7 protein-coding genes are annotated in these 12,773 nt (G+C 47.0%); all 7 read right to left on the bottom strand.

Features of this window, described 5'->3' with window-relative positions:
* Nucleotides 1-92: 92 nt before the first annotated feature.
* Nucleotides 93-2,294 (bottom strand): restriction endonuclease subunit S domain-containing protein, encoded by a 2,202-nt coding sequence (locus F1728_RS04310; protein WP_155363044.1) that lies wholly within the window; start codon nt 2,292-2,294, stop codon nt 93-95.
* 298 nt (nt 2,295-2,592) lie between these two features.
* Nucleotides 2,593-3,273: a hypothetical protein gene (locus F1728_RS04305; RefSeq protein WP_155363043.1), complete on the bottom strand. Its 681-nt coding sequence runs from the start codon at nt 3,271-3,273 to the stop codon at nt 2,593-2,595.
* Between the two features lie 242 nt (nt 3,274-3,515).
* Complete coding sequence (locus tag F1728_RS04300; RefSeq protein ID WP_155363042.1) at nt 3,516-4,469, bottom strand: hypothetical protein; 954 nt, start codon at nt 4,467-4,469, stop codon at nt 3,516-3,518.
* A 56-nt stretch (nt 4,470-4,525) separates the two neighbouring features.
* Nucleotides 4,526-5,710 (bottom strand): restriction endonuclease subunit S, encoded by a 1,185-nt coding sequence (locus tag F1728_RS04295; RefSeq protein WP_155363041.1) that lies wholly within the window; start codon nt 5,708-5,710, stop codon nt 4,526-4,528.
* The gene (locus F1728_RS04290) at nt 5,707-7,305 is read right to left on the bottom strand and encodes a type I restriction-modification system subunit M (RefSeq protein WP_155363040.1); all 1,599 of its coding nucleotides are present in this window, start codon (nt 7,303-7,305) and stop codon (nt 5,707-5,709) included. The genes F1728_RS04295 and F1728_RS04290 overlap by 4 nt, the downstream gene beginning before the upstream one ends.
* A 118-nt stretch (nt 7,306-7,423) precedes the next feature.
* Complete coding sequence (locus tag F1728_RS04285) at nt 7,424-10,840, bottom strand: DEAD/DEAH box helicase family protein (RefSeq protein WP_155363039.1); 3,417 nt, start codon at nt 10,838-10,840, stop codon at nt 7,424-7,426.
* 63 nt (nt 10,841-10,903) lie between these two features.
* Entirely contained in the window at nt 10,904-12,526 is a 1,623-nt protein-coding gene (locus tag F1728_RS04280) for a sigma-54 interaction domain-containing protein (protein WP_155363038.1), read from the bottom strand.
* Nucleotides 12,527-12,773 lie beyond the last annotated feature (247 nt).

The raw sequence follows: 12,773 nt of genomic DNA, 5'->3' as shown, positions 1-12,773 counted from the left end.
CATTTAACAAGCAGGTGGCATACACGGCAGTTAATGGACTCGCAGGATATGGGCAAAGATCTATACCTTGTTAAAGATTTGGGCGAAGTTGGTCATTTGTCTTTGTCCGAAAGGGGATTGCTATCACTTTGATAAGATTCGAGAAAATCAGTGAGAGAACGTCTTACGAGTTGAAGACACTTATCGGCTTCTGATTTACCCATGAGGTAAGGATGAGCAGACTTGTTGCGATAATCATCAGTGATCTCTGTAAGCATCTTTAAGAAATCCTTCTGCGTGATCCTTTCATCAAAATATTTTAAGGAGAATGCCTTGAAATCCTGAAGCAATGGACTGGACGCCAAAGTTTTTCCACCTGATTTCATTAGGCCCATGACCCATTTCATGTCACCTAGTGTGTACTTTTGCTGATCGTTCTTCAAAGCCTTCGCGAATTTTCCAGTTTTTGGATGTAAATCCCCCGATTCCAAATCGATTAAGTCGGATTTCAGAAAGCACTCTTTGTTCGAGATGCGTTTATTGAAGTCTTCGTGGTAAGTCACGAACAGCTTCGTCAATATTTCATTCTCAAGTGATCTACAGTACTGCACTATAAACGGCGAGAAATCCGAAGCTTTTAATCTTTCCAGCTCATCGTAGAGGTGTTCGGCAGATGGTAAAAATTGCTGTGTCAATTGATCGAGTATGTCCCACTCATCTAGCCAACTCTGAACGATCCTCACATACCCTGCGAAATTTCTTTTCTGTGAAACCGATTGTTTTGTCCACTCTTCAAGTTGAGTACAGATCAACGAAAGTTTTTCTTCATCTTTTCTTGATCCCTGCTTGATTGAATCAATCTGCTCACGCATTCCTGTAAGTATCTTTAAAACCTGATCGATCTGAGAGTTCAGTACAGTTTGCTGTTCAAGAATCTTGCCCAACTGAGATTCGACCAGTTGATGGTGAGCATTATTTTCCCTATTGGTGGTCTTTTCTTCTTCGAGTTGCGATTCTGCTGATTCTCTTCTTGCTTCAGACGTTTCTAGCATGTGACGAACTCTAAGAAGCTCAGTTTTTAAAGCTTCTAGTTCGGAGGAGTCTGCCTCCGAAATCGCCTCATCGCTAATAGAATTCAAATCTTCGAGAGGAAGAATTGGAATTTGTATTTTAATCAAATCTGACGGAGAGATAGATTCAATCGTGGTACCCTTAGAATGACGATCCATCTGTTGTTGAAAAATTGATGATCCCATCTCACTTCGGAGGAAAGTTGCGATGTAGTTTCCTTGAAGGCTCCTTATAACAGCGACTTGCATGCCAGCTATGGCTGGAGGGGAATCTGGCTGATAAACACATACCGATGGTCGAGAGAGGCTAACAAGTACATCGCCAGGCTGAAGAAGTTCGGAATCATCGACGTTAGAAACACATCTGTCTCGATCGGTAACTGTCAGATCACCGGAGTGGACGTGACGAGGTGAGACGATGAGAATCTCCCCAAAATCCGAGTATTGATCGCGAGTCGTAGGCTTGCCTCGTCGGATTTGTGCAATGTCTCTCAGGGCCTTCGTCTCAAAACCTTTCAGTTTATTTTCTAATTTCTGATAGGCAGGATCGTGAAAACTTCTATCCCATCGATCTCTCAATTTGTCTGATTGAACAAAGAAATCCCCTGTCCCGCTTTCAATTGATGATACGATTTCTGACTCGCTACCTGACTCATACTTGGCTAAGAAAGTTCCTTGTGACTTTTGAGGGCCATTTCTGATTACTAGAAGAGTTAGTGGAATGCTGATTTCTAAAGAGTCTCTGAGAGTACTGGGAGTAATTTCGATCGATGCATCTAGAGACATGTAGTCAAGAATTCGCTCGCGAAGAGAATTATATACTGATAAGTAGAGATAGTGACTTGGTACGATCAAAATACAAATTCCGTTCGGGGCGACAATGTCCAGACATCTGTTTGCAATTATCTCGTCGAGCTTTTTTATTCGTCCACCAATTTCAATTCGAGCTCCGAAAGGGAGTGTCGTTGTTATAACGAGGTCGAAGAGTTCATCCAAAGGTTCTCTCCAAAAATCTCCTATCCCCAGATCAATGTCAGTGCCGGTCGCTTCCGCTTGATCCAATGAGTTTGGATTTCGGAAGATTGCTCGTTTTGCAGCTAGAAAATCGCAGTGATTCAAGACTGTTAGATCATCGCAATTTGGATCAATTGCAGTGCTAGGTTGATAGAGTCTCGCAATATCAGCGATCATCTGGGCGAGCCGCGTCGGGTAGTGAAAATGCCCTGATTGTTTTCGATCTTTCATTTCTTTCTCACTCTTTACTTTCTCTTCATTTGAGATTTATCCCGCTCAGCTTCACATCTATCCCCGTTGGTTAGCCAAATTCTCTGCCAGTAATCATCAAGTAAATCAGACTCTAACAGAGCAAGTATGGCCATTAGGTAAATTCAGTTATGCTCCTACTGATCTGGGTTTGAGCTTTTCATATAAGCCGAGTTAGTTCAGAATGAGCGATTTGAGGCTTTCACGGATCTCAGATCTTCTAATCCTGACGGATTCCCCACCATGTGGATACTGTGTTTTCCCTGAAACCAGCGACCTGTCACGCGACTCTTGCGAAATAGCCGTATTGGTGGTCGAATACACTGACGTACCATGAGTGGTCCCCGATGTCAGGTAACCGTCCCTCTACACGTTCCAGAGCATCCCGCCAGACACCGATATGATTCACGAGGACCACTGCACGCCGTGTAGATTCATCGAAGAATAGTTCCCAGGCTTGTGTCAGTTCCAGTTTGCCCTCAATTCCCCCAAATGGATCAATGTCGCTATGCCCCAGATGCAGCGGGTTACCTCCACAGTGATAAGGATCATGCCATGCAGGCTCAGGTCGCCTGCGAAACTCGGTCCACCATGTTTCGTCTGGAAAAGCACCATGAGGTTTTTCCCCTGTGGTCAGGTCACCGCTGTCCCAGGTCCATGCTGCGTAGTAGTCCACTGCGTGGTTCCCACCCCACAATTGTGTGACCAGTTGTAGTAACTCGGAATGCCGGGTGGGTTGGCCTTGCTCGTACCACCATGAAAGCCCCTGAGCGGGCGACTGCCAGCCAAGTAGTGACTTCAGAAGGTAGTGCAGTGGTTCCCAAGTAGCACACGCCTCATCCAACTCAATCACATGTGTCGGATCAGGAAATTCCTTATGTGAGCGTGTTCCTGCCAGGATCTGATGCAGCAGCGGGATCTTGCGACACCAACTATCCCGGATGGCATAGCGGGGACTCATTCCGCAGTCTCCTTAGATGCTAAAGCACACAAAAATGTCCCGGACTCCTTCAGAAGGAAGAGGCCCGGGAGGGATTCCAGATGATTCGAGTTTCTTTTTTCAGCAAGTACCGCTTCCTTTGTCGGCCCCAGTACACAGGTCAGACGCCTGATCACCGTAAAGGGCAGGCGGAGTTCATCTCGTTCGATCATACCAATCGGTTCTGCAACAGATGCTACTGCTTTTGACATGTGTGTAACCTGCTATCTATTGAGTTTTCCACCACCCTTTTTCAACCGCGAGATAAGATAAGACCATATCTCTGCTTCAGAAAGAGAGTGACCAGTCGAATCATTAAACTGCCTGGTGAGTATTTCAATTTTGGGGGAATAGGGGAGGCGGTCCCGTCCAACTCCAATTGCTTTATAAAGAGCAAGCAGAGTTTCCACATCGGCTTCCTTAACCGCCTTTGGATGTTTGAGAGTTTTCTTTTTTGTGGTAGGGAGTGGCCAGGAGCCGAATATATCCCGAAGCTGCTTATCAGATGCTTGAGGCAGATAAACATACTGTGGAAAATAATCAGCACTCCATGAGAAACCGATATTCTTCTCTGCCATTTCAATGATCCCCCAGGTTTCCATCTGCCGGGGAGTAATTTTTCGTGCCTTCTCCAGGACTTTGTACATCCGATAATCGGCAGTGAAGACATGAAGTCGTTCATGACCGAGAAAACGTGTCAGCCAGATCGCCATTCCACAGATCAGCTGGTCTGTCCCACCCATCTCTTTAACCGGCTTATTTCCAACGCGTTGTTTCAGATGTAAATTGTGATCAATAGGTGTAATCAGGTGTTTTGCCAGGACGTGATACCGTGCCAGCGGAATCGACTCAATCACGTTTCCACCATGAAGATCCTCCCGCATTTTTTTGACGATCGTCTTGTAGCTCTTACCATGGATCGCCTCCGTATCCCCGCTCTTCGGCATAGTTCCCTTCCACTTGCTATTGGCATGTTTGGAAAGGACTGTCTGGGCTTCGGAGACACAGATCTCAGGAGTCAGTAATCGAGCATGAGGAGCACATCCAGTCCGAACGGCGTCGATCAAATTGGTAATTTTATCTTCTGCAGGCTTTGAATACTTATTAAACGTCTGAGGAGCATAATATCCCGCCAGCAAATTGGCATCGAGCAGAATGTACTTCTCGGGGGCACTCATGTATCCGCTTCTTCATTAGCAGGAGTATAAACTAGCATGCCGGTGTGTTGTTTTATCTACAATTGCCCTTTAAATGCACGTTGAACGAGAGAGTTAAAAAGCTTCTCCGTGTCCTTCTCCACTTCGGCAAGCTTTTTACCAGCTGTATCTACTTTGACCATATATTTGTGGAAGTCTGAAAGTCTCTCCGAGGAAGGGATGGGAACTGGCAGCGACCGAACCTCAGACATAGGGGGAAAGTTCTTCAGCCCAGATCCGCGTGAGAAACCGTACAAATGCCGTTGGACAGGCGTCGTTTCAAGCAGCATTTTCAAATAGAGTGATGATACTTTTGACGTGTCGGGAGTAATTCTCAGTAGTGCTTGATTGATGATTCCCGGTTCAGCTGTTTCAGGAACAATAGCTACTCGCCCCATCGTACCTGAGCAACTCACGATCAGATCGTTAGGAAGAACCGAAAACGCTTTCATTTCCTCATATTTATCTTCGTCGATATAGTAACTACCGATGGTGAAGTCGTCGGCAATCGCATGCTTTTGTTCATACACTTTGAATCCTTGATCGACGAAGATCTCTTTCTTGAGTGCTCCACCGAAAGGACCGCGTTTTAGACCGCGACTCCCTTGACTGGCGACTATATCAAGTGTTTCGAGTTTCCAACCCTGCGGATTCGTCAATGGGTCTCCGAAAAATTCAAGAAACGCCGAAGCCCCCAACGTTCCATATTTTACGGTTGCTTCCTGCCGTTTGCGGCGGATGGCGTCGGCTTTGTCGAGGATGTCGGCGATCCGCTTCTGCTCCGACAGCGGCGGGAGAGGGATCTCAAGTCTCCGAAGATCGGCAATTGACACATTGTTTACTAGGGCATGTTTCCCCATCCGTTCAATGTGATCGAGTTGGCGGCTTATTGCGTAGTATAACCACCGCTCATTCAACTCTTCATTTGGGGTGAGCTTTACAACGCGTTGATTTAGCAATGCCAGCGGACCATCCCACTTGGCAATTCGAAAGCTCCCTGACAGAGACAGAAGCAAGTCGCCTTCATTGATCAGGAAACGCGAATTGTAATCGTGCTCCCAATAGACAAGATCAGAATGATCGCTTGTTCCAACATTTTGAATCCGGATAACCGGAAGTCCGCGTCCGCAGGTATTGAATTGCTTCGATTTCCAGGCATAGCCAGCGAAAACTTCGCAGACGTCGCCCAAAGGCCGCATCTCTGTTTTCGTCAGTAAGGTCATCCCAGCATTGCCTCCAGTTCTTCAAGATCGGAGGCGATTTCTGCTTCCAGTTTTTTCAGACGAGTCAGAATCACTTTCGGTGGATCATACTCCTCTTCTTCATGCACAATTTCCTTGTACCGGTTAATCGAAAGATCATAGGCGTTTTCCTTAAGCTCTTTTTTCGGCACACAAAAGGCTTGAGCTGTGCGGTCCTGGAAATGCTTCTTACCCGCTCCCCCGTTCCATTTCGGCCAGATTTTCCGGAGGACATCCAGGTCCTGCCAGTCGTCGGCGGCTCCGATCTTGTCCCGCTTGTCGTCCAGCGTCCGGCCATCGGCCTGGACATCGAAGAAGAAGACGTTGTCTGTCTGACCCCCTTTGGTAAACAGCAGGATCGCCGTACTCACACCGGCGTATGGCTTAAAGACCCCGGAGGGGAGTTTGATGATTGCCTCCAGCTGGTTCTCTTCTACCAGCATCTGACGCAGCATTTTGTGAGCCTTGGAAGATCCGAAAGTCACACCGTCCGGCACAATCACTGCACAGCGGCCTCCCAGCTTGAGCATTCGCAGCATCAGAACCAGAAACAGCAGTTCGGTCTTTTTAGTCTTAACCTTCCCAGTCAGTGTTTTGTGGACATCTTCTTCATCCAGCGACCCCTTGAACGGAGGATTGGCCAAAATCAGGTCAAAGGCGTCTTCGGCCCACTGCTGCGTTTCCTTCCGATCGGTGAAGTTCGTGCTGAGGGTATCCTGGTAGTTGATGTCTGGCGTGTCGATTTCATGCAGCATCAGGTTCATGGCCGCAATCCGCAGCATGGTAACGTCGAAATCAAACCCGTGATACATCTCGCTTTTGATGTGCTTCCACTGGGCCGGTTCAATCAGGTCGCCGGTATAAGTCTTTTCTCCTGTCTCTTCGTCAACATGAATGCCTTGCGGAGAGGTAAAATGCTCGCGAAGTGCCTGCATGAATTCCACCAGAAAGCCCCCCGTTCCACAGGCCGGGTCCCCCACGGTCCAGGAAATGGCTTCCTCATGGTTCCCTTCCAGCACCAGGTCGACCATGGTGCGGATAATATGCCGGGGGGTACGGAACTGACCGTTGATGCCAGCTGTGGTCAGCTTGCTGAGCAGGTATTCATAGAGGTCCCCCTTGGTGTCCCCCTGATTCAGCGGAAGGGCATCAATCATGGTGATTGCCGAAACCAGCAGAGTCGGCTTGTTGATCATCAGCGTGGCATCCTTCATATACTGATTGAAGGTGTTCTGGGGGACGGTTGCCCCTGCCTGGTCTGCCTGCTGTCCAAGATGACGAAAATGAGGGAAGACTTCATCCCGCACGATCTTCAGGATTTTCTCTCCATCGGCTTCCTGACGGAGCTGACTCCAGCGGAGGTGCTGCTGATCGGGGGAGAAATACACGCCGGGAAACGGTTTGTTTTTATGCTTGCGGGACCATTTTTTTTCTTCGGTGCTTTCTCGCATGTCGAGCAAACGGGCAAACATCAGGAAGGAAATCTGTTCAATTACGGTCAGCGGGTTGGTAATACCGCCTGTCCAGAATTCTTCCCAGAGCTTGTCGATTTTGCTGCGTAACTGTCCTGTAATCATTGATATTCCTAAAATCCTTGTTCTTGAATCTGCACGACCTTGTTCAAACCGTGCAGCATAATTCCTGTTTTATTATTAAGCCTGGTCTTTCAGTCGGTAACTACCAGCGGTAACGGTTTTATTCTTTCTGTTCCTGAAATGAGTCGATAATGTCAAACAACTCATCAGCCAGTGTTCCCTCAAACAGGCCGTCCAGGCCATCTGAGTGCAGGGAAGTGAATGGTGGTTGAAACAGTTCGTCAGTTTTAATGGAACCGTATTTTGCTATGTGGTTTTGCAGCAGATCCAAAAACTTGATCTGGTGTGAAGCCAGATTGGGATGGGCCTGTACGAACTTTGTAAAACGTTGATGAACCGCTTCCGCATCCATGCCGATGATTCCGCGGATGGCCTGATCGAGTGATTTGGCCTGCTTGAAATATTCCATCAAGTCGTGTAGATCGAGTCCTGGTTCCTGAGTCAGTACAAGAGAGCAGAGGTCTTCGAGATCTTTTTCAGTGACCGGTTGTCCGAGACGTATTTTTCGCAGAGTTTCATTCTGATCAATGATCGTCTGCAGAACTTGATTCACCCGGTTGCGATAGGCAACCATGTCCAGGTCATCAAGTTTATCCAGGCGAACCTTATGTTTGTTTTGCTGGATCTGTGATTCGTCTTCCGTGACATCTAGGACAACTGGTTCAAAACGGCTGGGATCATCTTTACGACGGAATTGAATGATTCCTCGCAATTGCTTACGGACCTCTTCCAAATCCTCGATGGTGACTTCAACCCAGAACTCGTCACTCTTGACCCGTTCAATAACTGAAAGTTTAGCTTTTACCTGGGACAGATTGATTCGCAAGCTGCTTACCAGGTTTTTTACTGTAGCCTGATAATCAGCAAATTTCCCTCCGCCCCGAATGAGTTCAGACTGGAGCTGGGCAATCAGACGGTCGAATTTATAAGCTTCTTCATACTTGTTGATGTCGACCCACTGCATCAAAGGGGCAATGTCCTGTTGTAATGTCGCTTTCGTGGCTGCATCAAACTGTTTTACTGTCTCTTCTGAAGAGACGGATTGGACCAGCTTCCATTTTTCCTTGATCGCGATGCTATTTCTGGGCAGATCGGCAATCTGTTGATGGATAAGGCTTGTGGCGATCTCAAAAGCAGACACATTCTGTTGTTCCAGAGCCAGCTCTGCCAGCTCAATACGAGCAGTAAAGACATGTTCGCTAAGTGATTTATCTCGTGAAGGATCAGCAGGCTTGTAATCCTGTTCCCATTTTTCAAAGTTTCCACAGTGATCGAAAATCTGAAAGTGGGTTTTATCCTTTCCATGTCCAAACAGGTCTTTGCATAGCCGAGTTCCTCGCCCAATCATCTGCCAGAATTTCACGGGAGACCCAACCGGCTTTGCGAAAACTAAATTGACACATTCTGGGACATCAATACCGGTATCCAGCATGTCCACTGAAATAGCTACTGTCAGATCCGGATTAGTCCCATTACCTTTAAAGTCATCAATGAGAGATTCAGCCCTGGGATCATCGCTGACAATCGTCTGACAGAACTTTCCACCGTACTGCGGGTACATCTCATTAAACAGTTCTTCCAGTAATCGGGCATGCCTCATGTTGCAGGCAAAAACAATCGTTTTGCCGATCCGACTGCCGACCCGGATTCCGTTATCCATCAGATTGCGAAGAATCCGACGGTTTGTATCCTTGTTGAAGACCAGCTTGTTTACCTGACTGGGATCAAAGTCAACACCTTCGGGGAGATCAATGTCATCAAGAAGTTGAGCCTTCTGCTCATCTGACATTTCCGAGTACTTGATTCCTTCTCTTAAGAACTCGGTGGTATGATTATCTACTTCAAACGGTACCAGGTAGGGAGGATTATGGTTGATTGCCTCTTCGAATGTGTAATGAGCTGTCGGATCTCCAATCTCGCACTGAAACATTTTGAACGTATTTCGATCAGACTTTAGATATGCAATGGGAGTTGCGGTTAAACCGACTTGATAACAATCAAAATACTCAAACAGCTCCCGATAACGGTTATAGAGGCTGCGGTGAGATTCGTCGGCAATTATCAGGTCAAAGAATCCGACATCAAATGATTCATAGACCTTTATCATGGCGGGATAGGTTGATAGAAAAATACGATCGACAGTATTTCCGGCAGATTTCCCTGTAACAAACGTGCGTGGTAAGGATGGCAGGAATTCATTGAAGGCATTGTTCGCCTGGCGTCGGAGTTCGCGACGGTCGCACAGGAACAGAATTCGTTTGGCCCAGTTTGCTTTGACCATTGCGTCACAGAGTGAAATCGAAACTCGGGTTTTTCCTGTCCCCGTGGCTTGAACTATTAAAGCCTTTCGTTTTTTTTCGGCAAACTTTTCAACCACACGCCGGACGGCTTCAATCTGATACATTCGTCCTGCGATTTCCGGATTGGCAGAGACTTCACTGACAGGAAGTTTTGCTGTTCGTTGGAAGTGTAGATGTTGCAGGCTGTCCTTGGAATAGAAACCATAAATCTTGCGTGGTGGCTCATCAGCTGCGTCGTTCCAGATCCAGAGATCATAACCGTTGGTATAGAAAATGACGGGACGCTGGCCATACTTTTCCTCTACTCCATCGGCGTAGAGGACTGCCTGTTTACGGCCTAAGCTGGCATCCTTACTAGTCCGTTTGGCTTCAATAACCGCTAATGGTTTACCATTATCATCAAATAATACATAGTCAGCTTTCCCTTGGCCTGATTCTGTAGGTTGGCCTGTTAAGAGATCTTCTTTCTTGACTTCTTCAGTGTCAGTGAACCCTTTACCCACATCCCAGCCTTCATCCGTGAGCATCTGGTCGATTAGATAATTTCGCGTCTCTTCCTCATTGAATGCCATAGGATCAATGGTCTGCAGTTGCTGGGTTGCCTGCAGAGCTGCTTCCAAAGCGGCCTGACGTTCTTGGGCTGTCGCTTCTGCCTGATCTGCTCTTGAGCGTTCTTTTTCTCGGTCAGAACGTTCTTTTTCCAGATCAGCTAGCAGTTTTTGCATTTGAGCTTCCTGGGCAGTAATGCGTTCCAGGATCGCTCTCTTCTCTTTACGCTTTTGGTATCCTTCGACACCTCCCTCTGGTGGTTCTACATAGTCAGGACAATCTGCGACATTGCCGCTGGCATAATTAACGTGCAACCAACGAGAAATATTGTAGGACTCGTTGATTAACCGGAGAGCGGTTGTCGTATCTCCCTTGTTTCCATGGGCCGCATTATTCCCTTCCATACGAAGTGCATGAAGTTTAGCAAGAATGACTTCAGGAACGACGTCTTTAAAAGGCTGGTTGTGGAGAAGGTCGTTGAGATTTGCCTTGAAGGGTTTGGGGAGTCGCTGGTTATCATGAATCCATTCGACAATTTGTTCACAGAAGACTCGGAGCTTGGAAATAGCACCGACGGGATCCGGATGTGCGTAAGCTTCTGCAAATCCCCCCAAGCCTGCCAGTTCTGGCCACTTTGGTCTGAGAAACTCAAAGTTGATTGATTTCATATTGAATTCGGATTCTGTAAACATGCCAGAAGAGTAAAGCAACAGGTGTGCCAATCTTCTGGTCTATTTTCGTTTGGTTCTCTTTTTCTTATCCCCGGTATCCTGAACTCCCAGACGTTTCAGCTGGGCGTCAAGTGTCTGATAGTTTTTAATTCCCAACAACCTTGCAGCCTCTGCTTTGACCCCATGAGCATCCTCTAACGCACGTGCTAAGTATTTACGATGTATGTCATTCAGATGTTCTTCCAGATTAAAATCATCCCCGAGAGGACGATCCATTACCGAGTTCAGAGTCCGGGCTGAATCAGGAGTTTGGGCAATGGATGCGTCAATTTCTTTCTTCCCGATTTCACTGCCATCGGTCAGGATCGCCGCCTGCATGAGAGCATTGTACAGTTGTCGTACATTCCCTTTCCAGGGTTGTGATTTCACAAATGAAATTGCGGAAGCAGAAAGGGATTTGTGAATGTAGCCCGGTTCTTCTGCTTCGAACTGCTGATTCAGCATTCCCAGTAAATGATTCGCGATTTTTGGTATATCAGACTTTCGGTCTCGGAGTGGGGGAAGATTGATCAACAGGTTCGCCAGCCTGTAATAAAGGTCTTCCCGGAATTCTCCCGACTGTATTGCTGCAAACAGATCTTTGTTGGTTGCCGCAATGATTCTAACGTCAACCTTTCGATCTTTATTCTCTCCCAGACGACAGATATATCGAACTGAGGGGCCTTCTCCAGTCACTGGCTGCAATACGCGAAGTAGTTTTGCCTGGGTTTCCAAATCGCACTCACCGATTTCGTCCAGGAAGAGGGTCCCGCCATCAGCAGCTTCAAAAAGGCCTTCCCGGTCACTATCAGCTCCGGTAAATGCCCCCTTTCGATGACCAAAGAGTTCTGATTCAAGCAGACTTTTAGAGAGGGCAGCAGAGTTAACTGTTTTTAAGGGCTTGTCATGGCGTTGACTGGCTTTATGAATGGCCTGGGCAAACATTTCTTTACCAGTACCGCTCTCTCCGATCAACAGGATGGAAACGCTTCGAATGGCAGCACGTTGAGCTCTCCCCACCGCATCTCGGATCGCACGGCTATCGCCAGCAAGGTCTTCGAACCCTTTGATTTCAGCCGGTGCCCGTGTTGATAGATGCTGTAAATAGGCGTCAGGTTTTCGCAAAATCTCAGGGATAATGTCGATCAGATCAAAAGGGATATCTGTGATCCATGACTTCCCATCCCTGGATGTTTCGTAAAAAGTAGCAGGGTAACGCGTTTTCCCCAGCAACAACAGAACGGCAGACATGGCCGGTGTGCCAGGGCTTAAGTGGAGACACAATTCAGAATTGGACCAGCTTTTTGACTCCTTTAATGTGGACAATTCCCGGTCGACAATCTCGAAGATCCCCCGATAATCGGTCGGTTTTTCCAGATCTACCTGAATCAGATCAGTGGGGGTATTCAACCAGCTCTGAAACCACTTATTCCACTCTTTGTCATAGTTACTGAGAAGGCGTACTTCATCAAACTTCTGAGTGGAGAGCAGGGTCTTGGTTGGTCCCAGATTTTCCTCTTCAGAGGGAGAACCTTTGAGGCGATCTAAGATTTTCTTTGCTCTGTTCGCAGGTAAACTTCCAGCCAATGCCCGAAAGTCACTATGGCCGATCCATTGAACAAGAATGCGTTTCTTTGCTGTCATATCACCATTCCAATTGTGTAATCACAAATCAGATTGTACAGCTGAGCAACGTGTACGGCAATTGAGTGGTATGCTTTCGGAGCGTAAATGCTCGTTAAAAGCAACATATCTAGCTGGTTTTTCAAATATCAAAGCTCTTGATTAGTTTCTGGCACCAGAAGTGCAATATTATCCGGAAGTAAATGATGAAAACCGCAAAGGCTTGAATAATGTGTTTGGAGAGAAGTGGACAGTACTTTATTACCCA

This window comes from Gimesia benthica (genome assembly GCF_009720525.1).
GTDB classification, from domain to species: Bacteria; Planctomycetota; Planctomycetia; order Planctomycetales; family Planctomycetaceae; genus Gimesia; species Gimesia benthica.
This window is presented reverse-complemented; position numbering and strand designations above follow the sequence as displayed.